General features: G+C 56.3%; 24 protein-coding genes, 1 tRNA gene and 1 pseudogene. 19 read left to right on the top strand and 7 right to left on the bottom strand.

Going from position 1 to position 22851, the window contains the following annotated elements; all coding sequences use genetic code 11:
• The first annotated feature begins 170 nt into the window (after nt 1–170).
• The 13 genes and pseudogenes from flgF to EKM04_RS09045 all read left to right on the top strand — a co-directional run bounded on the left by flgF (nt 171) and on the right by EKM04_RS09045 (nt 10810).
• Nucleotides 171–905: a flagellar basal-body rod protein FlgF gene (flgF, locus tag EKM04_RS09100; protein ID WP_174152051.1), complete on the top strand. Its 735-nt coding sequence runs from the start codon at nt 171–173 to the stop codon at nt 903–905.
• A gap of 129 nt (nt 906–1034) precedes the next feature.
• Nucleotides 1035–2372: a flagellar protein export ATPase FliI gene (gene fliI, locus EKM04_RS09095; protein WP_234910884.1), complete on the top strand. Its 1338-nt coding sequence runs from the start codon at nt 1035–1037 to the stop codon at nt 2370–2372.
• A gap of 2 nt (nt 2373–2374) precedes the next feature.
• Nucleotides 2375–2935 (top strand): flagellar protein, encoded by a 561-nt coding sequence (locus tag EKM04_RS09090; protein WP_183893996.1) that lies wholly within the window; start codon nt 2375–2377, stop codon nt 2933–2935.
• 483 nt (nt 2936–3418) lie between these two features.
• Nucleotides 3419–3589, top strand: coding sequence for a hypothetical protein (locus EKM04_RS09085; RefSeq protein ID WP_183893994.1), 171 nt, complete (start codon nt 3419–3421; stop codon nt 3587–3589).
• A gap of 558 nt (nt 3590–4147) precedes the next feature.
• Nucleotides 4148–4372: pseudogene (locus EKM04_RS23040) on the top strand (helix-turn-helix domain-containing protein); the annotation flags it as partial.
• A gap of 321 nt (nt 4373–4693) precedes the next feature.
• On the top strand, nt 4694–4939 hold the full coding sequence (locus EKM04_RS09080) for a hypothetical protein (protein WP_183893992.1): 246 nt from the start codon (nt 4694–4696) through the stop codon (nt 4937–4939).
• 470 nt (nt 4940–5409) lie between these two features.
• Nucleotides 5410–5682: a hypothetical protein gene (locus tag EKM04_RS09075; RefSeq protein WP_183893990.1), complete on the top strand. Its 273-nt coding sequence runs from the start codon at nt 5410–5412 to the stop codon at nt 5680–5682.
• The gene (locus EKM04_RS09070; RefSeq protein WP_183893988.1) at nt 5679–6515 is read left to right on the top strand and encodes an HK97 family phage prohead protease; all 837 of its coding nucleotides are present in this window, start codon (nt 5679–5681) and stop codon (nt 6513–6515) included. The genes EKM04_RS09075 and EKM04_RS09070 overlap by 4 nt, the downstream gene beginning before the upstream one ends.
• A gap of 1 nt (nt 6516) precedes the next feature.
• A complete protein-coding gene (locus EKM04_RS09065) occupies nt 6517–7743 on the top strand; it encodes a phage major capsid protein (protein ID WP_183893986.1) in 1227 nt (408 codons plus the stop codon).
• Between the two features lie 88 nt (nt 7744–7831).
• Nucleotides 7832–8179 carry a gene transfer agent family protein gene (locus EKM04_RS09060; protein WP_183893984.1) on the top strand — a complete coding sequence of 116 codons (348 nt, stop codon included), beginning with the start codon at nt 7832–7834 and terminating at the stop codon, nt 8177–8179.
• Between the two features lie 7 nt (nt 8180–8186).
• On the top strand, nt 8187–8576 hold the full coding sequence (locus EKM04_RS09055) for an HK97-gp10 family putative phage morphogenesis protein (RefSeq protein ID WP_183893982.1): 390 nt from the start codon (nt 8187–8189) through the stop codon (nt 8574–8576).
• Nucleotides 8566–10542, top strand: a complete 1977-nt coding sequence (locus EKM04_RS09050) for a phage tail tape measure protein (protein ID WP_183893980.1) — start codon at nt 8566–8568, stop codon at nt 10540–10542. Before EKM04_RS09055 ends, EKM04_RS09050 begins: the two co-directional genes overlap by 11 nt.
• Nucleotides 10543–10564: 22 nt before the next feature.
• Nucleotides 10565–10810, top strand: a complete 246-nt coding sequence (locus EKM04_RS09045) for a GntR family transcriptional regulator (RefSeq protein ID WP_183893978.1) — start codon at nt 10565–10567, stop codon at nt 10808–10810.
• 605 nt (nt 10811–11415) lie between these two features.
• On the opposite strand, the gene EKM04_RS09040 is transcribed toward EKM04_RS09045, so the two are convergent.
• The gene (locus EKM04_RS09040) at nt 11416–12036 is read right to left on the bottom strand and encodes an Arc family DNA-binding protein (RefSeq protein WP_183893976.1); all 621 of its coding nucleotides are present in this window, start codon (nt 12034–12036) and stop codon (nt 11416–11418) included.
• Between the two features lie 86 nt (nt 12037–12122).
• Between EKM04_RS09040 and EKM04_RS09035 the strand changes: the two genes are divergently transcribed.
• Genes EKM04_RS09035 through EKM04_RS09015 form a run of 5 tightly spaced genes read left to right on the top strand, consistent with a single transcriptional unit; the run spans nt 12123 to nt 14301 of the window.
• Nucleotides 12123–12296: an Arc family DNA-binding protein gene (locus EKM04_RS09035; protein ID WP_183893974.1), complete on the top strand. Its 174-nt coding sequence runs from the start codon at nt 12123–12125 to the stop codon at nt 12294–12296.
• A gap of 43 nt (nt 12297–12339) precedes the next feature.
• On the top strand, nt 12340–12678 hold the full coding sequence (locus EKM04_RS09030) for a hypothetical protein (RefSeq protein ID WP_183893972.1): 339 nt from the start codon (nt 12340–12342) through the stop codon (nt 12676–12678).
• Nucleotides 12675–12944 (top strand): hypothetical protein, encoded by a 270-nt coding sequence (locus EKM04_RS09025; protein WP_183893970.1) that lies wholly within the window; start codon nt 12675–12677, stop codon nt 12942–12944. Before EKM04_RS09030 ends, EKM04_RS09025 begins: the two co-directional genes overlap by 4 nt.
• 35 nt (nt 12945–12979) lie before the next feature.
• Nucleotides 12980–13219, top strand: coding sequence for a hypothetical protein (locus tag EKM04_RS09020; protein WP_234910875.1), 240 nt, complete (start codon nt 12980–12982; stop codon nt 13217–13219).
• Entirely contained in the window at nt 13219–14301 is a 1083-nt protein-coding gene (locus EKM04_RS09015) for a tyrosine-type recombinase/integrase (protein WP_183893968.1), read from the top strand. The genes EKM04_RS09020 and EKM04_RS09015 overlap by 1 nt, the downstream gene beginning before the upstream one ends.
• Nucleotides 14302–14374: 73 nt before the next feature.
• Here EKM04_RS09015 and EKM04_RS09010 read toward each other — a convergent pair.
• Nucleotides 14375–14450 (bottom strand) — tRNA-Phe (locus EKM04_RS09010).
• Between the two features lie 297 nt (nt 14451–14747).
• Here EKM04_RS09010 and EKM04_RS09005 point away from each other — a divergent pair.
• Nucleotides 14748–15521, top strand: a complete 774-nt coding sequence (locus EKM04_RS09005; RefSeq protein ID WP_183893966.1) for a transporter substrate-binding domain-containing protein — start codon at nt 14748–14750, stop codon at nt 15519–15521.
• A gap of 56 nt (nt 15522–15577) precedes the next feature.
• Here EKM04_RS09005 and EKM04_RS09000 read toward each other — a convergent pair whose 3' ends face one another.
• From EKM04_RS09000 to EKM04_RS08980, 5 genes are all read right to left on the bottom strand, one after another.
• Entirely contained in the window at nt 15578–15976 is a 399-nt protein-coding gene (locus EKM04_RS09000) for a hypothetical protein (RefSeq protein ID WP_183893964.1), read from the bottom strand.
• A 178-nt stretch (nt 15977–16154) separates the two neighbouring features.
• A complete protein-coding gene (locus EKM04_RS08995) occupies nt 16155–16646 on the bottom strand; it encodes a histidine kinase (RefSeq protein WP_183893962.1) in 492 nt (163 codons plus the stop codon).
• 284 nt (nt 16647–16930) lie between these two features.
• Nucleotides 16931–19147 carry an FAD-dependent oxidoreductase gene (locus EKM04_RS08990; RefSeq protein ID WP_183893960.1) on the bottom strand — a complete coding sequence of 739 codons (2217 nt, stop codon included), beginning with the start codon at nt 19145–19147 and terminating at the stop codon, nt 16931–16933.
• Nucleotides 19148–19321: 174 nt separating this feature from the next.
• Complete coding sequence (locus tag EKM04_RS08985) at nt 19322–20530, bottom strand: acetyl-CoA C-acetyltransferase (protein WP_174152042.1); 1209 nt, start codon at nt 20528–20530, stop codon at nt 19322–19324.
• A gap of 254 nt (nt 20531–20784) precedes the next feature.
• Nucleotides 20785–22581 carry an acyl-CoA dehydrogenase C-terminal domain-containing protein gene (locus EKM04_RS08980; protein WP_183893958.1) on the bottom strand — a complete coding sequence of 599 codons (1797 nt, stop codon included), beginning with the start codon at nt 22579–22581 and terminating at the stop codon, nt 20785–20787.
• Between the last annotated feature and the right edge of the window lie 270 nt (nt 22582–22851).

The raw sequence follows: 22851 nt of genomic DNA, 5'->3' as shown, positions 1-22851 counted from the left end.
AACGGCTGTTTCCAAGCCCGCATTCCAAGCAATACCAGCTCAGCCTAGACCCCTCGTCCCATGGTCGCGCTCAAAAGCTTCGCACAAGCCAGCGCTTCTAGTTTCGGGGCAGATACGAGGTTGCTGTGAAGCAGTGCGCCTTTTCTTCATTGTCCGAACAGGAGAGCACCATGCAATCAGGAATTTACGTCGGCATTTCCTCCCAGATTGCCTTGGAACGCCGCCTGACTACCATTGCCGACAATATCGCCAACATGAACACGGTCGGTTTTCGCGGTACGGAAGTAAAGTTCGACCAGGTCATGAGCCAGACGCGCAACGATCTGAAGGCCGACATTTCCTTCGTGACGCAGGGAAGCGATTATCTTTCGACACGCAACGGTGAAATGATCAAGACCGGCAACCCGCTTGATTTCGCGGTCAAGGGGGATGGATGGTTCGGCATCAACACGCCAGCCGGCCAGGTCATGACGCGCGATGGTCGCTTCTCCATGTCGGTAACGGGCGAGCTGGTCTCCACGCAAGGCTATCCAGTTATCGATGCTGGTGGCGCGCCTATACAGCTCAACCTCGCCGGTGGCACGCCGACCGTCGGTGCGGATGGCCGTATTGTTCAAAATGGCACCACAGTTGCGCAGCTCGGCCTTTTCTCCGCTGATGCGAAGAAGGGTTTTGTGCGCTATGAAAACAGTGGCGTCATCTTCTCCGAAGCGCCGCAGCCGGTGGTCGACAATTCGGCCGTTGGCGTCATGCAGGGCTATGCAGAACAATCCAATGTCAACGCCATCAGCCAGATGACCCAGCTTGTTCAGGTCAACCGCGCTTTCGAAGGCATCTCCTCGCTGATGAAGTCGACGGAAGATTCCTTCGCGCAGGCCATCCGCACCCTTGGTGGCGGACAGTAACGGCGGCTGACTGAGATGGAAGCCCAACCCGATATCGAGACAGTAACAGATACGGAAATGGATGGGGACATCCTGGTCGCGCCACTGGCACGGCCGAACATCTTTCCAAAACTGGAAGCACTTGCACAAATGATGGAGGCGCAGGTCGCCGCCGGCATGCCGATGTCGCGCGGCGGCAAGGTCAGAACCATCGCTGCAGGCCATTACACGGTCAGCGGTCTTTCGGAACATGTGCGGCTCGGCGAATTCGTCGTTCACAAGAGCGCCACGGGCCTGCATCTGGGTGAAGTGGTTCGTGTCGAACCGGACCTGATCTATGTGTGCCCCATCGAACCTGGTGACCCGATCGGCGTCAACGATGTGGTCTTGCGCGAAGGCGAATTCCGCGTTCAGCCTGATGACAGCTGGTGTGGGCGCACCATCAACTCGCTGTGCAAACCCATCGACAATAAAGGCCCCCTTCTGAAGGGACCTAGAAAACGTTCGGTCATGGCACTGCCGCCACCGTCGATGACGCGCAGCCGGGTCATTTCGGGCTTCCGCACCGGCGTCAAAGCCATCGACATCTTCACACCCCTCTGCTTCGGTCAGCGTCTGGGCATCTTTGCCGGCTCGGGCGTTGGTAAATCCACCCTGCTTTCCATGCTTGCCCGCGCCGATGCATTTGACAAGGTCGTCATTGCGCTCGTTGGCGAACGTGGTCGCGAAGTTCGTGAGTTCATCGAGGACACGCTCGGTGACAACATGCAGAAATCCATCGCCATCGTCGCAACCAGCGACGAGAGCCCTATGTTGCGCAAAATGGCGCCGCTGGTGGCCATGACGATTGCCGAACACTTTCGCGACAAAGGCGAAAATGTCCTCTTCATTGCAGACAGCATCACGCGGTTCGCCCACGCCATTCGCGAAGTGGCCATTGCCGCCGGAGAGCCGCCTATTGCGCGTGGCTATCCTGCCTCTGTCTTCACCGAATTGCCCCGTTTGCTGGAGCGCGCCGGACCCGGCCCGGAAGGCACGGGAACAGTAACCGCGATCATCTCCATTCTGGTTGATGGAGACAATCACAACGACCCCATCGCCGACTCGACCCGTGGCATTCTCGACGGACACATCGTGCTGGACCGCGCTCTGGCCGATGAGGGCCGCTATCCGCCGATCAACCCGCTCGCCTCCATTTCGCGCCTGTCGCACAAGGCCTGGACGCCCGACCAGCAAAAGCTGGTCTCGCGGTTGAAATCGCTCATTCACAATTACGAAGAAACCAAGGATTTGCGTCTGATCGGCGGCTATCGACCCGGCGTGGATGCCGAACTCGATATGGCCGTCAAACAAGTTCCGTTCGTCTACGATGTACTCAAGCAATCGCCGGGCGACCGGACCGTTATCGACGCCTATGCCGAGCTTGCAAATGCGTTGCGCAACGCACCCGTCAACAATCAGCCAGCGCCTTTACAGCGGCGGGGATGACCATGAATCTGATCCATTCGAAAATTAACGAAAATCTGGCCCGCGATGCACGCCAAAGACGGTCTATCCGGGATTTTGACCGTTACCTGACCGGCGGCCTCCTCGTCATTGCAGCCACAGCTGCTGCGCTGCCATGGTATGTGTTCTTCAACCCGGAGAAATTCGGCATCAGCGGCAATGGTTGGGAAGCGCTCAAGCACGTACCGCAACGCCAAGGCGGTGGTGTGACCGCTGTTGCGCCGCACTTCGATAAAGACACGCCGCCCGACAACAAAGCCGACACGGTAGCATTGCAACTCGATCCCCTGACCACCGCAACCCTTCCGACGGGCGGGACTGGCGAAAGCCAAACCGACAGCGGACCCTCTCAGCCCTTCCCCGGCGGTACACGCTTCAAACTCCTGCACGTCTCGAACGGCCGCGCACTCATCGAAGACAAATCCGGCATGTTCCTCGTCCAGATCGGCTCTGCCCTCCCCGACGACAGCCGCCTGGTATCAATGAACAGCGTGGATGGCAAATGGCAGATCATCACTTCATCGGGTGAAGTTTATTCCGAGTAGGCACACTCAGCAATCGATTCGGAAATTATAGCACCACACTTTTCGCGCATATCCCGCTGGCACGGCCGCGACGACATACGTTGATGCCAGAAAAAGGGTGTAGACCCGAATTCGGATAGGCCCCCTATCTACCTCTCACGTAGACGGAGTCACTGTCGCTGGATCCGCTGTTAGCCCAGTCCCTACCGTTCTCACGACGCCAGTCGCAACGACCAGCGTAGGGGTGAGACACGTCATCTTGGCCCATGCCGCATGACTGGTCGCGGGCTGCTGGGCTGCCACGGTAGCCGGGGCCGTCTACGCATCCGCTCAGGATTCCCAACGATACGAGGCAAAGCGATGCTGTGAGAAGTTTCATTTGATCTCTCCTGATTGCAGTAGGAACGTTTGCCAAGACCGGCAGTTCCACACCAACACCACCGCCCCCCACCACGCGCCCATCCGGCGCGTGCTTTCGCGTTGGCGTTTCACATGGAAAACAACATGACTACACAACCCTTTGCACTTGTCGAGGCCAACTTCGCCGACGGCACCTACAAGTTCGGCCTAATGTGGCCTCTTGCCACAGAATGGAGCGGTCGATCGATCGCAGCCTGTATGGCAAGCCTTGCACCGTTTCAGGCCTCAGGGCGTCATGGCGTCCTGTACGGGTAAAACCTGAGGAGGCTGGATACGTAAAGCCTGGCCTGACGCTGAAAGGACTGCGGCACACTGTTGCGGCCATGGCGAGGCACTATTCAAGGCGTGCCGATATGTTGGAAAAGATGACAGAAACAATCGCTAATTTTGAGGTGGAGGTGAACAGGAGGAAAACACCAAACGTCTAGGGAAAACCGAAAGTATGTCTAGACGCGAGAAAACTAACTTATAGTACAATTACAAAACACCAAACAATATCAAGGAGATAGAATGGTGCCCGAAGGCGGATTTGAACCACCGACACGCGGATTTTCAATCCCGTGTTGTTCAGCCTCATTCAATCACTTGCGCCGATAATTCTGTCAAACTCGATGCTGGAAATCAGTACGTTACTAGAGATTTGTCAAACTCCTTAGAGGCCTTTCAGCCTCGGGTTCGCGAAGCTGCGATGTGGCTTTACCTGAACCGTTCGCAGGTATCAGGAAGCGTCCTCGTCTTCCTACGCCGCAAGTTCATCCTGACCACAATGGAAGCCACGGACGCCGCGAAAGCAGCGCATCAACTGACCTATCGATGAGCGATAAGCCAGACCTTCCCGGCAAAAACGACCTTCCCATTGCCTACCGTGCCATCTGTCTGGCTGACGGATTGTCGGGCGATGCCAAGAAGATCGCGGCCATTATCATCGGACATTTCAACGTCAGAACGGGGCAGTGTGACCCCGGCACGGAACGCCTGATGAGCAAATCTGGTGCAAGCCGAAGGTCTGTCGTGAACGCCACGAATGAGCTTCACAGGCTCGGCTTGGTTGTAAAGGTAAGGCACGGCGGGAACGGTTTCCGGTCCCGATATCAGCCAAAATGGGAGGCCTTTAACGCACTCATTCGACAGTTCGAAGGCGATGAAACGGAGACTGAGATAGTGCAAGAACCTGCACATACTAAGTGCAAAAGCTTGCACATACATAGTGCAAGTTCTTGCACCCTAACTCAATCAAGGAACTCAACCAAGAAACTCAATGATGCTGACGGAGCAAGTGGAAGGGGTGACGATCATCCATCCTCAAAGCCTGTTCGAACTGTATCAGCCGAGACGGTTCAAGGGCTCTTGAGAGACAGCTTGAGGCATCGACCTGCGATCAAGCGTCAACTACCTTCGGTTGTGGCTGCGCAGGAGGCGGCGAGACATCGCATCGAATGCGAGATCGGCAAGCTGGGTGAGACCATCCGTTCAGTCATCGACCAGCGCATGACGCCTGAGATCGAGAGCGCGGCGATTGTCGCGGAACTCAAGACGCAAGGATCTGGCGTCCACATGGTTATCGAGCGCGTGTCGCAGATGCCTGGGAAGGCTGGTGGCGCATGATGGATACGAACCAGCGACACCCAAACGCGCAGACCGGGGGGCGGGCTAAAAGTCTGAAAAGCCTCACTTTCACAGACCCGCCTCCCCCTCATTCAGAGATTTTTTTTCGGCGCGATTATTTTTACCGTCAACCGATGAAAAAGACGGTTTACGAGCGCAGCGAAAAATTAAGCCATTGTAATTGCTTCTTTTTATCGCGCGACGAGGTGCCGAATGACTGAAAAAGAGGTATTTTTTACCGATGGCCCTCGCGTCGGAATTTGCGTGATCTGCAACGCCGAATTTGAAAATGGAGATCGGCCTCGGCAGGTTTGCTCGGAAGCATGCAAGCGTGAACGGGCGCTGCGATACGGGGCGACTTACCGCCAAGATAACCGCGATCTGCGGGCAAAAATTCACGCAATGTTTGGCGGCCGGGCTCCCACACAGGGGGAGCTCCTCGCGCTCATCAAGTCCAGAAAGGGAAAGCCATGAAGCCCACCAAAGTTACCATCGAGAGCGAAGCGGCAGAGCGCCAGAAGCAATTCTGCGACCTGGTAATTTCCCGCGCCGCAGAACTCGCCGCGTCGGAAGCCGGCGCGCCGGTCCCGATGATCCTCGATCGAATGCTGACATACGCGACCGCACAGGCCGCTGTGAACGATGGTTCCGCCAAGACCGCCGCCGCGTTGCGAGAGGTCGCGGACAAGATCGAGGCCGGACTTTTCCACAGCCTCACTGGCGAGGGGAGAAACCCCAATTGACAAATCAGCAGACTCAGCGCAATTCTTGCCACGGTTCGATTGAAAGCGTCACTGGCTGGTCTAGGGCGCACGGCGACGAACCACCTTCGACAGGACCGGCGACCATACCGGACGCGAAGCACAAGAAAACGGGCAAACAGCCCGAGTGTTTTGACGTTTCCGAAGGTGAAGCCGTGTTTCTGCAAAAAAACTCCCCAAACTTTAAGTTTTCGAACGCCTTGGCGTTGGAAATCAAGGCCGATAGTTCGGGCCGCATCTCTGGCTACGGCTCGATTTTCGGCAATGTCGATAGCTACGGCGAACGTGTTCTGCCTGGTGCGTTCAAGGCTAGTCTCGCTCAGCACTCCCAGCGTGGTTCACGCATAAAAATGCTCTGGCAGCATCGGGCCGATATGCCGATTGGCATATGGTCACGGGCTACAGAGGATGGAAAAGGCCTCTTTGTCGAGGGCCAGATCAACCTCAAAACGGATGCAGGCCGAAACGCTTACGAGCATATTTCGGCTGGTGACGTGGACAGCCTGTCGATCGGCTATCACGAAAAAAATGCGCAACGCGACCGCGACGGCGTCCTCGATCTGATCGAACTGGACGTTTACGAGGTGTCGCCTGTCACGTTCCCGGCAAACCGAGATGCCAGCATCACAGGGCATAAATCACAAGACGAAATCGAAAATATTCTCCGCGCTGGTGGCCTGTCGAAACAGGCCGCACGCCTCGTCATGTCTGGTGGCTGGAAAGCCCTCTCCAAGCATGAAGAAATCGACAATGAGCAAGTGTCCCGCCTCTTGGCGCAGATCAGCGAAGCAACTCAGAAACTCAAGGAAATCTGACATGAACATGCATACGAAACGCACCCTCACCGAAAGCGCCGCCCTCCATCTGTTCGACAGTGCGAAAATGCGGACAAAGAGCGAAGGCTCCGACGCGCCGCTAGAACTCCTCGCAAAGCAGTTTGGCGAACACACCGCTGAGGTGATGAAAAAGCTTGGCATTCAGGACGAAAAACTGAAGAAGCTTCACGAAGGGATGAATGAATCGATTGCTACGCTTGAGCAGAAAGCGGCGCGCGCCAATTACGCTGGTGGCGGAAACCATTCTGGCAAGTCAGTTGGCGCAAGCTTCGTCGAGAGCGACGGTTTCGCAAACTTCCTCGACGTGAAAGACCAGAAGAATGCGCGCCCCGGCGAGATGCGCGTGAAGGCATCTATCACCACAGCAACAACGAATGCGGCCGGATCGGCGGGCGCGATGGCTTCCCCGTACAGAGACAGCGTCAATCAATTGCCTCGCACCCGCCTCACCGTCCGCGACCTTCTTACCTCGATCAAGATTGAAGTGGGTTCTGTCGAATACCCGAACATGCTCAATCGCAATTTGAACGCGGGCATGGTCGCAGAAACGGCGACGAAGCCCGAAAGCGATCTCCAGTTCGAACTCAAGACAACGGCCGCGAAGGTAATCGCTCACTGGATGAAGGCGTCACGGCAGGTTCTCGATGATGTCCCGCAGCTTTCCAGCATCATCGACAGCGAACTTCTTTACGGCCTCGCTCTCAAAGAAGAGACTCAGCTCCTGAGCGGTGACGGCACGGGCCAAAATCTGCTCGGAATGATCCCTCAGGCGACGGCTTATGCCGCTCCCATCGTTGTTGCCGGAGCAACGGCGATCGACAATGTTGCCCTCGCCGCGCTGCAAACCTCTCTTGCCCTCTATGAGCCTGATGGCGTCATCGTCAATCCTGCTGACTGGTGGGCCATGCGCCTGACGAAAGACAGTCAGGGCCGTTACATCATGGGAGATCCGCAGTCCGTTGTTCAGCCCGTTCTTTTCGGCCTGCCTGTTGTTTCAACGCCCGCGATCTCCGTGGATAAATTCCTCGTCGGTGCCTTCCGTCAGGCCGCGACCATCTACGACCGCTGGGAAGCGCGCATCGAGGTTGGTTACGTCGATAAGGACTTCATCAACAACATGGTCACCGTTCTTGCCGAAGAACGTCTCGCCTTTGCCGTGAAGAACCCGAAGGCACTGACCTACGGTGATTTCGGTAACGTGACCTGATCGGGCCAATCCCATCCGGTCAGTAAGCGGCTCCCTTTTCTCCTGGGGGAGCCGCCGTTCTTTCACTCAACCTTCAAAGGATCTATCCATGACGCCGCCAAAATCTCTCGGCGAAGTAACTCTGCCATTCGGAGACGGTGAATACACCTTCAATCTCACATGGGAGCTCGCATGCAGTTGGGAGCGTGACAACGGCCGCTCCCTTTTTTCTACCTTCAATCAGATGGTTCAGGCCAGAGCCGCCATGCTAATCGACATTCGGTCTATTTTACACCTCGGCCTTGTTGGTGGCGGCATGACGCCGATCGAGGCGACCAGCAAGGTTAAGACCTGGGTGGAAAACAGGCCGATTGCCGAGAGTATGCCGACCGTTCTCACGGTCGTTGAGTCTTTCCTTTTCGGCACTGACAAAGACGTAGACACAGCCGATGGCTAACAACGGGATGGCCGAATTCAAGCGGCGGCTCCGAAGGCTTCCTAAAACGGTCCTGAAGGAAGTCAACAAAGCGATTGAGAAGGATGCTCAGGAATGGGTTAATCTGTCTCAACGCTTTGTCCCCAAAGATCCGGAGGACGGAACGCCGCTTCATGACAGCATCAGGCACCATGAAACCGAGACGGGTGGACAGGTGGTGCGCGCAGGTGGTGCGACGACGACCAGGCCAAGTGCTGGCGGTAAGTATGATTACGCCTTGGCGGCCGAGTTCGGGACCGTCAAACAAAACGCTCAACCATTTTACTGGCCTGCCTATCGATTGCTGAAAAAGAAGTTCCGAAGCCGTCGCAGCCGTGCGCTCAACAAAGCCGTAAAGGAGTTTAACGATGGCAAATGATGCCGTTCTGTACACGCGCATGGAGGTGCGCCTCGCTGACGCTGAAAAGAAGCTAAAGCGCTTCGAAAGTGGCGTAGACAAGAATATGTCAAATATCGAACGCCGCAGCCGCAGCGCAGCGCGAACCATGGAAACATCGTTCGCTTCCAGCGCGGCAAAGATCGGCGGTGTGTTCAAGAGCTTTGGCGCCGGACTGTTCGCAGGTGTCGCAGCGGGCGGGATAGCCGGGTTAACCTCCGGATTTGTGGCTGCAACGAAAGCCGTGGCCGAGCTGGGGGATCAAGCCAAGATCGCAGGTGTGTCGGTCGAAGCATTTCAAGAGTGGCGTTATGTGGCCGAACAAGCCCGTATTCCGATTGACGCCATCACGGATGGCCTCAAAGAGCTGTCGCTGCGAGCCGACGAGTTTGCCGTGACTGGCAAGGGCAGCGCTGCCGAGGCTTTCCAGCGGCTTGGATTGACACCTCAGGAGGTACAGGAGCGGCTGAAAAATCCGTCTGAGTTCCTCCTGCTACTCGTCGAGAGAACCCGCCAGTTGAAAGACACGGCGGCAGGCGTCCGCATATTTGATGAGCTATTCGGTGGTCAAGGCGGCGAACGAATGGTTGCGCTCATCGAGCAAGGCGAAGCGGGGATTCGGTCGCAGATCACGGCAGCAAATGACCTGGGCATCGTGATTGAGGAAAAGCTCGTAAAGCGCGCCGCTGATCTGGACGCAAAGTTCAACACCATCGTTAACACAGTGGGCCAGAACCTGAAGGGCGCAATTGTTTCCGCTGCAGACTCGCTTGTGGATTTCATCGACGCTTGGCGCTCGGTAGAAAACCAAAATAACACAACGCTCGACAGACGCGCCGCCGAACTGGGGCTTGAACGGCTAGAAATCGAGAACAAGATACTGGCCTCGAAGGAAAGCCAGCGGGAGATTGAACGTGCAGGGATGAGCAATCCCCTGTCTCAGGCAGTCAACAACACCGACTTGCGAGAGCATCAGCAGCGCCTCGAAGATATCGCCAAGGAAGAGCAGAAGATTGTCGAAATCCGAAACTCTCGGCTTCCGGAAGTCTCGAAGCCAACAGACCGGACCTTCACTCCCATCAAGCCGACAGACCCCGGCGAAGAGCGCGGGCGTGAAAGAGCTGCCAATCTAGCCGACAGGGAACGCAAGGCCGTAACCGACCTGATAGCGCAGCTTGATTTCGAATATTCGCTGATCGGCAAGACTGCGGTCCAACAAGAGAAGATGAACGCGCTGAGACAGGCAGGCGCGGCAGCGACCAGCGACGAGCAGCTTTCCATCGCCAACAAGATCGACGCAATCCAGCGGGAGCAGGACGCCACAGACAGGCTTGCAGAAGCCGCACAAGAGGCGCGAGAAGCTGCGAAGGACTTTGCAGGCACGATGGTTGATGGCTTCCTCAACGGCGCTTCGGCAGCGGAATCGTTGGGCAACGCCTTGAAGAGCCTTGCCAGTCGGCTACTCGACAGCGGCTTGAACCAGCTTTTCAGCGGCGGGGGCGGGGGCGGGCTCGGTAGCATATTCAGCATGCTTGGCGGCGGCGGCGGCAAATTTCCCTCCGCGCCTGGCGGTCTGTTTGCAGAGGGGGGCTACACTGGTGACGGTGGTAAATATCAGCCTGCCGGCGTCGTTCATAAGGGCGAATACGTTTTCGACAAGGCGGCTGTCGCGGCCGCTGGCGGTCCCGCCGCAATGGAGGCCATGCGGCGCGGCCTCAAAGGTTACGCCAACGGCGGCGCGGTCGGTGTTTCGGTGCCGTCACTGCCGAGCATGAAGCCACAAGGGCAACAGCCTGTTCAAGTCAGCTTTGCCCCCGTCTACAACGTGCGAGGTAGCGGGCCGGAAATCGAGCAACTCAAGGCGCAGATGGCTAAGGATAGGGCTCAGTTCCCTGGCATCGCAGTCAAGTCGGTTCGTGAAGCTGCGAGACGATCATCGTCACTTTAACTGGTTGTTGGGAGCCTGTTCTATGGTCTATTCTGAACTTGAAAACCGCGCCCTGGTGGCGATCTACACCGAAATCAGCCGCCGTAATTGCTGTGAGCTATCACATGTCGAGGTCGCAGCGCGGGCCGGCGTCAGTCGATCTACCGTTAGAATAGCCGTCAAGAAGGCAGAAAAAGCGGGGGATCTGCTGGTTTTTAGGCGGGTGGGTGAAGGCGACACAAACCATATGCGCCTTCCAAAGGCTCATGTGGCAAAGTTTGCCACTTGAACGTTGCCATGTCGCCAAGTTGGCGACTTGCTGCTGGCCGTTGAAAGAGTCGCCAGATTGGCAACTCTAACCCTCGTCGCCAACTTGGCGATGAGCATGGTGGGGAAATTCCCCAGTTACGTCACGGACAATTTGTCCACCACGTAAGCAACGGACAAATTGTCCAAGGTGAGGGTTCGCCAATTTTGCGAACCCTTTTTCAGTTCACCTAATACATTTTTGGGCCTGTCATCCGATAGAGAGTCTCGCTGTAAGGAAGGCGTAGAATAATCTTTCCCTCATTTGCCACACGCGCGGCCGCCGCACCACGGCAGAACAGGTTCGGTTGTCCCAATCGAGCGCATACCGCGTCAGGACTATCGACAAAGTTCAGGCCGTGTATTCCGATCACTACAGCCGTCACGCCTTTCGGAATAGCGCCTATAGGCTGGATTACGAAGATGCGGACGCCTCCCAGCCATACAGCTAGGCCGATCAGAACGACTATCAGGCCCAAGGGCAACCATATTGATTTCATGAGAATAGCGTCTGCTTGTTTTTAGATGAAGTGACAGAAGGGTGCTGAGTTCCGATAAGTCAGAGGTTATCGGCACTTAGGAATGGGGCTATTTCTTAGGCTTTTGTTTTCTTGGTCGGTTGCCGAGTCTATTCAGTTCGACATCTCCGTCGCGAGCCACAAACATCTTTGCCTCGTTGAGGTTCTTCTTATCCTCGTCCGAAAGGGAATCTTCCCAGTCCGCCGGAACGTCATCGCTGTCGCCGAGCTCTCGATCCAACATCTCCTGCAGGGCATCCATATCGGTAACCGTGTCTGGATTGATGGCAGCGGACAACACAAAATCTGCTGTCTCTTTCAGTCGGCCTTCTGCATCAGAATCCAAAATCGCATGGCAGAGAGCAGCTACAGTATTACTTTGAGAAATCCGGAGGGCGGTCTCGTACTCAAGATTATTTTTCAAAGCTCTCATTTCCGCAATATTGCGAAAGAGCATGTGGCCTGCTTTTTCGAGCATGTGCTGCTTAAAATTGAGCGTATCGATAAATTTCTGGCGCTCCCATATCGTCTCTTCCAAGGTCAGCGTGAGACGCGCAACGATCTCAGCATTCATAGAGCGATTATTCTCAGAGGCCGCTTTGGCAATTTTGTCCTTTAACTCCGGAAGCAAGCGCAATCCAAAGGGTGGAACATTAGAAACTTTTTCGTCGGCGGGCTTTTTGATGCTCATGACTTCACGTTGTAGTTAAAATTTGATTGACGACAATAGCTACAATGTGTAGCGATTACACTGTGTAGTCACCTAAGGAACTTTCAATGAGTGCAATTCCTCCGCTTGGGGTTCGCTTGCCCCAAGACGTCAAAGAAAAAATCAAGGCGTCAGCCCTGCAAAATCGGCGATCGATGAATGCTGAGATCATAGTGGCACTTGAGAGCATATATTCGAGCACAAAAATTCACGAAACGAAAAAAGCCGACGCTACGGCCTGAGAACCAGCGTCGGCTTTTCCTAACCCCTTGGAAAGGTCAATCTATGCCCGCGATACATACAACGAGAATTGCCAGTGGCGCAAGTGCTGCTGAAAAAATTCATGAATGCAGCAAGTTAATGGAAGCGCTCAAGGAACAGCTTCACAGCTTGTATTGCTTCGGAATCATCAACCAAAACCTGATTGATGACGTTCTTTTTAAGTCGTGTGAAATCAACGATCGTCCTGGCTTCTACTATTGCGGGGATGATCAACGCAAAGTTCTAGGCTTCGCCTCCGCCGAGATCTGGGACGCCGCGTTTGAATTGGAAAAGCTCTCAGACGCCTTGCAGGTCAAGCTTATCGATCTGCGGGACTGCTGCCCGGAAGGCGGTTCAGCATGAGCTCCACTGGTCGAAGCGATTTTATGGAAGCTCTCGCAAAAGCTGACCCATTCATTGACATCACAGAGGATCTTTACCGGGTCGACTCATTGCTGCGCGTCGTTTGGTTGGCCCTACAAAGCAAAGATTGGCTTGATGACAGTCACATCGAAAAATGCGCTGAGTGCCTTGATCGAGCCCTTACTGATCTCGCTATTCCCCGCGCGGCCGTCAGCGCCATGGTGGATGATATTCAGGGCAAAGCGAGGGCGGATTTTAATGTCTAATATTGGTGCCGATACGCACAGAAAGGCTCCGTGAAATGGCTGCATCCGCAACATTGAACATTCGGGTTGCGCCTCGGCGTATGCTGACGCTCAGGGAGGCCGCAGACTATTGCGGCCTTCCAGTGAAGCGCTTCCCTGTGGATTGCCACGTGACGCCGATCGCGATGCCTTCCGGTGGCAAGGTCTACGATATGCGCGACCTCGACGACTTCCTCGATGCGCTGAAAGGCGGCGAGGCAGCGGGCGATGACGCTATTATCGCGAGGCTCGGTTGATGGCAGATCGTAAACGCCCAAAGGGCTTCCAGATTTTTCAGGATAAGAAGCCGCCTTTCAAATGGCGCTGCTACCATCGCAAGACTGGCAGCACCATCGACATCGATCAATTCCCACTCTGGACGATGGAGTTTTATGGCGAGTGCTACCGCATCAGCCAGCTCCACGAAAAAAGCAACGCCGTGAAGGCTGGCACCCTCGGCGCTCTCATCACCAAGTACCGCGCCAGTCCAGCATTTCAAACCGAGATCTCGGCCCGCACTCGCTCCGATTATCAGAAATGCTTTGATTACCTCAAAAGCATTGAGAACACGCCGCTTACAGCGTTCAAGCCGCCGCTGATCGTGAAGATCCGCGACAAGGCAGGCGAGAGCAAGGGCCGTAAGTTTGGATCTTATGTCCGGACGGTGCTTTCCCTCTTGTTCGCCTGGGGGAAAGAGCGGGGTGAGGTGAAAGAGAACCCGGCCGCTGGCATCAAGGCCATTAAGCGCCCGAAGAACGCGCCGGAAGCCAACAGGCCATGGATGGACAGCGAACGGGACGCCGTGCTTGCGGCCCTGCCCTCTCACATGCTGCCAGCAGTCACGCTGATGATGTTCTACGGCCTCGATCCGCAGGACGCCATATCCCTGCCCCGCACGGCTATTCGGAAAGGGATGATCGACACCAAGCGTGGCAAGACAGGCGAAGCGGTTCTGTTGCCTCTCCTAGACCCTGTCTCGGCCGCGCTGGACGCTGCGCCGGAACATTCCGCGATGACACTCTGTGCAAACAGCCATGGCAAGCCGTGGACTGTCTCAGGGTTTAGGGCGTCGTGGCGACCTGTTCGGATGGCACTGGAGGAGCAAGGCAGCGTCCAGCCGGGGCTGACCTTGAAGGGTCTGAGGCACACTGTGGCGACCATTCTCCGAGAAATGAACATGGACTACGGGACCATTGCCAACGTCCTTGGCCAGAAGACGGAAGCCATGGCGAAACACTATTCGAGACGAGCGGATATGTCGAAACAGACCAACGCCGCCGTGAAGGATTTCGCCGCCGAAGTGAACAGACGGAAAACGAATTCTGTCAAACCATCTTGAAAATTCTGTCAAACCCGAATTTATAAGGAATAGCTTGAATATGGAAAAAGACAGCAACACCAAGGGGTTAGAATGGTGCCCGAAGGCGGATTTGAACCACCGACACGCGGATTTTCAATCCGCTGCTCTACCAACTGAGCTATTCGGGCACTACAGGCTCTATGAGAACCCTCACTTTTGGTCAGTACCGGAGAAGCAATCTGCCCCGGAAGTGAGCGGGGTTATAGCATCTTGTTCGGCCATGGCAAGCGCTTGACGAAACTTTTTTGACAGTTTTTTCGTCGTTTCTGGCCATGCCCAGATCAACGCAAAAGATAAAACTCTTCGACGAAACACACAATTGGCTTGCGCCCCGTTTTTCGTTGAACAAGAAATGAGGATGGCCTCCGATCGCCCACACGGAACGGCCGTTATTAATTATGACACAGCACAAGGGGAACACATTAATGAAGAAAACTTCATTGCTCGTACTCATCATTGCAACCTTTATGACCACAGCCTCTGCTCATGCGGACGACAGCGCCCTTGCCCTTATCAAGAAGGCAGGTGTTTTGAAAATTGGGACGACCGGCGATTACAAACCCTTCAGTTACAAAAGCCCGAACGGTGAACTGACGGGTGCAGATATCTCCATGGCACAGGAACTGGCGGCATCTCTTAGTGTCGAGCCGGAGTTCGTGCCAACCACATGGAAGACGCTGCTGGAAGACTTCAAGGCCAAAAAATTCGATGTTTTGGTAGGCGGCATAACCGTCGACGCGGCGCGTGCGGAGGTCGGCGATTTTTCGGTGCCAAACGTCAAGGACGGCAAGCGGCCGATCGCCCGGTGCGAAGATCAGACCAAGTATTCAAGCATCGATGCCATCAACCAGCCGTCCACACGCGTCATCGTCAATCCGGGCGGTACGAACGACAAATTTGCCCATGAGCATTTCACCGATGCGAAGATCGCGGTCTTTCCGGACAACCGTGTGATTTTCGATGAAATTGCTGCCAACAGAGCAGATGTGATGGTGACCGACGGCGTAGAAGTCGATCTTCAATCCAAGCTTCATCCCGGTGTACTGTGCCCCACGAAAGTCACGGAGCCTTTCACACACTTCGAAAACGCATATCTCGTGCGAAAAGACCCCGCTTTGAAGGCAGCCGTCGATGATTTCGTCCGAAAGCAACTGGACGATGGCGGCTGGAAAGCGAAACTGGATGCTGCAATGAAATAGGACAAAGGCCCTGCCGGAAGCCGGCAGGGCCTTTGTTTTCCAAACCATGTCTGCCGTTATTTCGAACCGGCAGATAGCCCCAAGGCGAAAGGCACTGCAGCGACGAGCAGCGCCATGATGGGCGAGGACGCAAAGATGCGGCCAGCGATTGATGTGATCGCAACCGAGCGGACGACAGGAAGCCAGTTTGCCACATCGGCCCGGTGGCCGGACGACTGCTTTTGGTGCGCGCGCGCCGATTGAAGTGTCTCGACCTGTTTGCGGAGGGCATCCACGTCACGGCGCAGCGCGGTCAATTCCTCTCTCAAATCAACAGCGCCCGGTTCCTTCCCAGGTGGCTTGGCTCTCATGGCAGGCTTTCTGGGTGTTGTGCTCACATCATCGTCCAGTTCAGAAAGTTCGTCTTCAAGGTCTGATGGTTTGTCGAAACCATGGGAACGTACCGGTGCCCTCATTCACTTCTCCTCTCGCAATTTCGCTTTGCGCCGTCGCGACGTCTCGGCCGGACAGCAGATAGTTAGCAAACGCGGAAATTAGAAAAAGGATGCAGCGTTTCATCCAATCGCCAAAGCAGTTTCAAACGCCAGTCGAGACGGTGGTATCGGCGTGGCACGTGCCGAAGCACAGGGCGGCTTACTTGACGGGTTTAAGCGACTGCAAGATGCCGACCAGTTCCGCGTGATGCGCATCCTGCGTGGCCTTTGTACCCCAATAGGTCACGACCAGCATCTTGCCTTCGCGCGGCGATGCAAAGCCCAAGGACACGTCGACCGGGCCATCCTCATCCTTGCCATCGAACTCGATGCTGCCGAACTGCATGCCGTTGATCTCGACGTCGCCGGAATCAGACTTGGTGCTGGCATCGATCTCCACGCCATTGTCGGTCAGGAACTTGATGGCGTCATCGATGACCTTGTCCATGGTCTTGTCGCTGGCGACATCGATGGAGAAGTAGATCGCGGCATCGGGCGATGTGGCGTCTACGCCGGTTTCGGTTTCCTTCGGCTCCCAGTCATCGGGAATTATGACCGATGCGATAGGCGCTTCGCCGGGAAACTTGAGTGTTTCGGCTTGGGCAAAAAAAGGCGCCAGTACAAAGGCGGCGGCCAACATGGTTCTTTTCATGGAAAAACCCTCTGGAATTGAGGCGCGCAATATCAGTGAGCAATGGTGCCCCAGCCGTTGCTAAAATGGATATAAAGGAAATGTCGTTATTAAGTCATCAGAATAATATCAAGTAATACAGAATGTTGTGGCCAGAGTTAACGCGTCGCGGGCTGGGCACTCCCTGTAACGATCCTCTATAATTTTCAAGTTATACACCGGCACGCAATTACAGATTGGTCTCGAGAGATACCGGCAAAGAAACAGGCCCCGGAGGGCCTGCTGTTGGTTGAGTGATTTTGATCTCAAGCCGCTTTTGCAGCAGAGCCATAGGGATCGAACCGGCCGTAGAAGGTTTCGCCCTTGGTGGCCATGTCTTTCAGCAACGGGGTCGGCTGGAAATGCGGGCCGTAGCTCTGCGCCAGCTTTTCCGCAAGCTCCACGAACGCCTTCACACCCATGCCGTCGATGTAGGACAGTGCTCCGCCGGTGTAGGGCGCAAAGCCAAAGCCGAGGATGGAGCCGACGTCTGCCTCGCGGGGATCGGTGACGATGCCTTCTTCTACCGTGCGGGCCGCTTCCAGGGCGATGGTAACGAGGAAGCGCTGTTTCAGCACCTCCATGTCCACCTCCTCAGGCTTCTTCTGTGCATTGAGGTCCTTGAGGCCACGCCATAGGGACTTCTTGGCAGGCTTTGCCGGGTAGTCGTAGAAGCCCTTGGCGTTCTTGCGGCCAAAGCGGCCCTCGCCTTCCACCATCTTCTTGACCAGTTCCATATGGCGCGGATCGACAGCCTTTTCGCCAAGATCGGCGACGGTGGCTTTGAGGATCTTGTAGGAAAGGTCGATGGCGACTTCATCGTTCAGCGCCAACGGGCCGACCGGCATGCCAGCGAATTTCGCGGCATTTTCGATCATGGCGGCGGGGACACCTTCGATCAGCATGTCGTAGCTTTCGGCCATGTAGCGCAGCACGCAGCGGTTGACGAAGAAGCCACGTGTGTCGTTGACGACGATCGGCGTCTTCTTGATTTTCGCCACATAATCCAGCGCGACCGCCAGTGCCTTATCGCCCGTTTCCTCGCCCATGATAACTTCGGTCAGCATCATCTTTTCGACTGGCGAGAAGAAGTGGATGCCAATGAAATCAATCGGACGCTTGGCGTTTTTCGCCAGGCCGGTGATGGGCAGAGTGGAGGTGTTGGATGCGAAGATCGCGCCTTCCGGCAGTACGGCCTCGACAGCTTCTATCACGGCCTTCTTCACGTCACGATCCTCAAACACGGCTTCGATGACGAGATTTGCGGTCGTGAGCGAGGCGTGATCGGCGCTTGGGGTGATGCGGGCGAGGATGGCGGCACCCTCTTCCTGTGTCATGCGGCCCTTGCCGACGCTATCCTTCACCAACGTTTCGCAGGTGGTCTTGCCCTTCGCGGCGGCCTCGTCGTCACGGTCGATCAGGGTGACATCAAGACCGGCAACGGCGGTGACATAAGCAATCGACGCGCCCATGAAGCCCGCGCCTACGACGCCGACATGTTTGAGATCGCTCTTCGGCTGCCCAACGGGACGGCGCGCGCCTTTGCCCAGTTCCTGCATGGAAATGAACAGCGAGCGGATCATCGCAAACGCTTCTTTCGAGCGCAGGATTTCCGTGAAATAGCGCTGCTCGACCTTCAAGGCCGTGTCGAAGGGCAATTGCAGACCTTCGTAAACGCATTTGAGGATGGCGAGGGCTGCCGGGTAGTTGCCAGCACTTTCGCGGCGCAGAATGGCGGGAGCCGCTGGCCAAAGCTGGGCGGCAGCTGGCGTCCAGATGCCGCCACCGGGGGCCTTGAAGCCTTTTTCATCCCATGGGGCGACGGGCTTCAGGCCATCCTTGATCATCTGTTTGGCGGCAGGGATCAGTTGATCCGGCTCCACCACCTGATGGACGAGGTTCATGGATTTGGCGCGGCTTGCCGTCAGCGACTGGCCTGTTGTCATCATCTGAAGTGCGGATTGCGCATCGGTCAGGCGCGAAACGCGCTGCGTGCCACCAGCACCGGGGAAAATGCCGACCTTGATTTCCGGCAGCGCCAGCTTGACGCTTTTGGCATTGGAGGCAACACGGCCGTGGCAGGCCAGCGACAATTCAAACGCGCCGCCCATGCAGGTGCCGTTGATGGCAGATACCCACGGCCTGCCATTGGTTTCGATCTTGCGAAACAGGCCGTTCATCTTGCCAACCAGATCGAACAGCTTCTTGGATGCCTCCTCCGGGTTCTTCGCTTTTTCCTCGTGGTAGAACGAGAACATGGATTTGATCATCGACAGATCAGCGCCGCCGGAAAAGGTGGCTTTGCCGGATGTAAAGACCACGCCCTTGACGGCACCATCCGCCACCGTTGCGTCAACGATTGCGTTCAGTTCTTCCATGACGTCCGCCGTAAAGACGTTCATGGATTTGTCCGGCATATCCCAGGTCACGAGGGCGATGCCGTCTGCGTCTGTTTCGAGGGTGAAATTTTTATAAGTGCTCATATTGGGATTCCTCTTCCCTGAATTTCTTTACGACAGCCACCGCTCCAAGCAGGTGCGATCTGGCGGGGTTAAGCCCCTCCCCCTTGTGGGGAGGGGTTGGGGAGGGGAATTTGCGGCAAAGACCCCTCCCGCCTGCCGGCCACCCTCCCCACAAGGGGGAGGGTTAAGACCAAATCAAACCCGCTCGATAACCGTTGCCGTGCCCATGCCTGCGCCGATGCACAGCGTGACCAGTGCGGTGTTGAGATCGCGGCGTTCCAGTTCGTCCAGAACCGTGCCGAGGATCATCGCGCCGGTGGCACCCAGCGGGTGGCCCATGGCGATTGCGCCGCCGTTGACGTTCATCTTGTCATGGCTGATGTCGAAGGCCTGGAGATAGCGCAGCACAACGGCGGCGAAGGCTTCGTTAAGTTCGAACAGATCGATATCTGCAATCGACATGCCGGTCTTCGCCAGTAGTTTTTCGGTGACATCGACGGGGCCGGTCAGCATCAGCGCCGGGTCGGAGCCGATATTGGCGAAGGAGCGGATGCGGGCGCGGGGTTTCAGCCCCATGCTCTCGCCGCCCGCCTTGGAACCGACAAGAACGGCGGCAGCGCCATCGACGATACCGGACGAATTGCCCGCATGGTGGACGTAATTGATGCGCTCCACTTCAGGATGCGCCATGATGCCGACAGCTTCGAAACCGCCCATTTCGCCCGGCATCTGGAAGGATGCGTTGAGCGAGGCCAGCGCCTGCATATCGGTGCCGGGGCGCATATGCTCATCGCGGTCGAGGATGGTGATGCCGTTCTGGTCCTTCACCGGAATGACGGAGTTCTTGAAGTAGCCGTTTTCCCAGGCGTGGGCGGCGCGCTTCTGGCTCTCGACAGCGAAAGCATCGACGTCATCGCGGGTGAAGCCGTATTTGGTGGCGATGAGATCGGCCGATACGCCCTGCGGCATGAAATAGGCCGGGAAGCTGACGGACGGGTCCATGTACCAGGCACCGCCGGACATGCCCATGCCGACACGCGACATGCTTTCGACACCGCCTGCGATGACAATCTCATCGGCACCCGCCGCAATCTTACCAGCCGCAAAGTTGATGGCATCCAGACCCGATGCGCAGAAGCGGGAAATCTGCATGCCCGGTGCCTTGGTGGAGTATCCAGCCTCGAAGGCAGCACCCTTGGCGATGACGGCACCCGCATCCATGACCGGATCGACACAGCCCATGATGATGTCATCGACGGTCGCCGTATCAAGCCCGTTGCGGTCGCGGATCGCTTCCAGCGTCTTGGCGGCCAGACGAACGGACGGCACTTCGTGCAGCGAACCATCCTTCTTGCCGCGCCCGCGCGGGGTGCGGACGTGGTCATAAATGTATACGTCAGTCATTTGTTAATCTCCCTGTCGGCGTTTTGGCGCCTTGAAACTTTCGGGTGGCGCAAGGCTACCCCTCACTTGCGATTTCTGAAACTTAGCCGCTGGCTAAGATTTCGAAATCGCTTTTTCTCCCACAAGGGGAGAGATAAGGGTGCCGCGCCCGCTCCGGGTTACCTCTCCCCTTGTGGGAGAGGACACAAAATCAAAGTCTTAGCAAAGCTAAGTCTTAGATTTTGTTGGTGAGGGGTCTTGCCCCTCGCTCACTATCAAAACGCTTCCGCAGCCAGTTCCATCATCGTGTCGGCACCGGCCTCGATGCGGGTCTTGCGCAGCGCCGTCTCCGGCAGAATACGTTCCATGAAGAACTTGGCCGTGACGAGCTTGGTCTTGAGATATTGCTCGTCCGCTGCAGAACCTGAAGACAGTGCGACCTGCGCAGCCTTCGCCATGCGGGCCTGCATGTAACCCAGCACGACGAGGCCGAAGAGGTGCATGTAGTCGGTAGAACCGGCACCGGCATTATCCGGCTTCGCCATGGCATGCTGCATGAACCACATGGTGGCCGCTTGCAGGTCGTTCAGACCTTTCTTGAGGCCCTTGGTGTAGAGCGTAAGGCTCTCGTCTGCGCGGTTTTCCTCGCAGAAATCACCGATTTCCTTAAACAGCGCCATGACGGCACGGCCGCCATTGAGGCCGAGCTTGCGGCCCACCAAATCAAGCGCCTGAATGCCGTTGGCACCTTCATAGATCATGGTGATGCGGGCATCGCGCACATACTGGCTCATGCCGTGTTCTTCGATGTAGCCGTGACCGCCGAAGACCTGTTGTGCCATCACGGCATGGTCAAAGCCCTTGTCGGTCAGCACACCCTTGAGGATCGGCGTGACGAGGCCGAGAATGTCGTCGGCCGCCTGACGTTCCTTCTCATCGGTGGCGCGGTGGGCGATATCCGATTGCAGCGCTGTCCACAAAAGGAACGCACGGCTGGCTTCGTTATAAGCCTTGATGGTCATCAACGTGCGGCGGATATCCGGGTGAACGATGATCGGATCGGCTTTCTTTTCGGGCGCTTTCGCACCGGAGAGAGAGCGGCCCTGAATACGCTCGCGGGCATATTCCACGGCGTTCTGGTAGGCGATCTCGCCGACCGAAAGACCTTGGAGACCAACGCCGAGGCGCGCTTCGTTCATCATCACGAACATGGCCGAAAGGCCCTTGTTCTCGGCGCCGATGAGATAACCGGTCGCATCGTCGTAATTCATGACGCAGGTCGCGTTGCCGTGGATACCCATCTTGTGTTCGAGCGCGCCACAGACGACACCGTTACGTGCACCGACCGAGCCATCGTCGTTGACAAGGAACTTCGGCACGATGAACAACGAAATACCCTTGGTGCCTTCAGGCGCCCCCTCGATCCGGGCAAGAACCAGATGGATGATGTTGCTGGTCATGGAATGTTCGCCAGCGGAGATGAAAATCTTCTGACCGGACAGTTTATATGAGCCATCGCCCTGCGGCACGGCCTTGGTGCGCAGAAGACCCAGATCGGTGCCGCAATGGGGTTCCGTCAGGTTCATGGTGCCAGACCATGTGCCCTCGACCATTTTCGGCAGGTAGGTCTGCTTCTGTTCCTCGGAGCCATGCGCCAGAACCGCCGCAATCGCCCCCTGCGTCAGGCCAGGATACATCATCAGCGACAGGTTGGCCGACGACATATATTCGCCGATGGCCGCATGCAACGTGTAAGGAAGCCCCTGCCCACCATATTCAGGCGGAACGGCCAAGCCGGTCCAACCACCTTCACAATAGGCGTCGTAGGCCTCCTTGAAGCCGTCAGGTACGGTAACCGAACCATCGGCGCTTCGCTGACAGCCCTGCTGGTCACCAGACAGGTTCAGCGGGAAGAGCTGCTCTTCGGCCACTTTTGCAGCCTCACCCGTGATCGCTTCGATCATGTCAGGCGTTGCGTCCTCAAAACCGGGCAGATTGTTGTAGCGCTCGATGCCGAGCACGTCATTGAGAATGAAAAGCGTATCTTGAACAGGGGCCTTGTAAACAGGCATTACCGATGATCCTCCGCATCGTTTACCGGACCACTCCGGCGTCAACATGATGGTCACAATATTTGACGTGCGCGTAAACGTCAAATGACATTCGTGAGAAATCTGGCAGCGATTTCAAGCTTGCGCGAAGCTTGCGTGACTGCGGTTAATCAGTGGTTTCGTTCACCTTCATGAAGAAAGCGTTAAAACAGTAATTGCTAATTCATTATTTGTTAACCATATTCCGGCCATTGTAGCTTTCGGCGGAACTGCTTCGCGTCCTGAAGAACC

The organism is Rhizobium skierniewicense Ch11, from assembly GCF_023757665.1.
Lineage (GTDB): Bacteria > Pseudomonadota > Alphaproteobacteria > Rhizobiales > Rhizobiaceae > Agrobacterium > Agrobacterium skierniewicense.
Note: the sequence above shows the minus strand (reverse complement) of the source record. Positions and strands in the feature narration are given on the sequence as shown.

What these genes read in the sequence shown, in the direction of transcription:
- flgF (WP_174152051.1), top strand. Translation starts at nt 171, where the DNA reads ATGCAATCAGGAATTTACGTCGGCATTTCCTCCCAGATTGCCTTGGAA.
- fliI (WP_234910884.1), top strand. Translation starts at nt 1,035, where the DNA reads ATGATGGAGGCGCAGGTCGCCGCCGGCATGCCGATGTCGCGCGGCGGC.
- EKM04_RS09090 (WP_183893996.1), top strand. Translation starts at nt 2,375, where the DNA reads ATGAATCTGATCCATTCGAAAATTAACGAAAATCTGGCCCGCGATGCA.
- EKM04_RS09085 (WP_183893994.1), top strand. Translation starts at nt 3,419, where the DNA reads ATGACTACACAACCCTTTGCACTTGTCGAGGCCAACTTCGCCGACGGC.
- EKM04_RS09075 (WP_183893990.1), top strand. Translation starts at nt 5,410, where the DNA reads ATGAAGCCCACCAAAGTTACCATCGAGAGCGAAGCGGCAGAGCGCCAG.
- EKM04_RS09065 (WP_183893986.1), top strand. Translation starts at nt 6,517, where the DNA reads ATGAACATGCATACGAAACGCACCCTCACCGAAAGCGCCGCCCTCCAT.
- EKM04_RS09060 (WP_183893984.1), top strand. Translation starts at nt 7,832, where the DNA reads ATGACGCCGCCAAAATCTCTCGGCGAAGTAACTCTGCCATTCGGAGAC.
- EKM04_RS09055 (WP_183893982.1), top strand. Translation starts at nt 8,187, where the DNA reads ATGGCCGAATTCAAGCGGCGGCTCCGAAGGCTTCCTAAAACGGTCCTG.
- EKM04_RS09050 (WP_183893980.1), top strand. Translation starts at nt 8,566, where the DNA reads ATGGCAAATGATGCCGTTCTGTACACGCGCATGGAGGTGCGCCTCGCT.
- EKM04_RS09045 (WP_183893978.1), top strand. Translation starts at nt 10,565, where the DNA reads ATGGTCTATTCTGAACTTGAAAACCGCGCCCTGGTGGCGATCTACACC.
- EKM04_RS09040 (WP_183893976.1), bottom strand. Translation starts at nt 12,036, where the DNA reads ATGAGCATCAAAAAGCCCGCCGACGAAAAAGTTTCTAATGTTCCACCC.
- EKM04_RS09035 (WP_183893974.1), top strand. Translation starts at nt 12,123, where the DNA reads ATGAGTGCAATTCCTCCGCTTGGGGTTCGCTTGCCCCAAGACGTCAAA.
- EKM04_RS09030 (WP_183893972.1), top strand. Translation starts at nt 12,340, where the DNA reads ATGCCCGCGATACATACAACGAGAATTGCCAGTGGCGCAAGTGCTGCT.
- EKM04_RS09025 (WP_183893970.1), top strand. Translation starts at nt 12,675, where the DNA reads ATGAGCTCCACTGGTCGAAGCGATTTTATGGAAGCTCTCGCAAAAGCT.
- EKM04_RS09020 (WP_234910875.1), top strand. Translation starts at nt 12,980, where the DNA reads ATGGCTGCATCCGCAACATTGAACATTCGGGTTGCGCCTCGGCGTATG.
- EKM04_RS09015 (WP_183893968.1), top strand. Translation starts at nt 13,219, where the DNA reads ATGGCAGATCGTAAACGCCCAAAGGGCTTCCAGATTTTTCAGGATAAG.
- EKM04_RS09005 (WP_183893966.1), top strand. Translation starts at nt 14,748, where the DNA reads ATGAAGAAAACTTCATTGCTCGTACTCATCATTGCAACCTTTATGACC.
- EKM04_RS09000 (WP_183893964.1), bottom strand. Translation starts at nt 15,976, where the DNA reads ATGAGGGCACCGGTACGTTCCCATGGTTTCGACAAACCATCAGACCTT.
- EKM04_RS08995 (WP_183893962.1), bottom strand. Translation starts at nt 16,646, where the DNA reads ATGAAAAGAACCATGTTGGCCGCCGCCTTTGTACTGGCGCCTTTTTTT.
- EKM04_RS08990 (WP_183893960.1), bottom strand. Translation starts at nt 19,147, where the DNA reads ATGAGCACTTATAAAAATTTCACCCTCGAAACAGACGCAGACGGCATC.
- EKM04_RS08985 (WP_174152042.1), bottom strand. Translation starts at nt 20,530, where the DNA reads ATGACTGACGTATACATTTATGACCACGTCCGCACCCCGCGCGGGCGC.
- EKM04_RS08980 (WP_183893958.1), bottom strand. Translation starts at nt 22,581, where the DNA reads ATGCCTGTTTACAAGGCCCCTGTTCAAGATACGCTTTTCATTCTCAAT.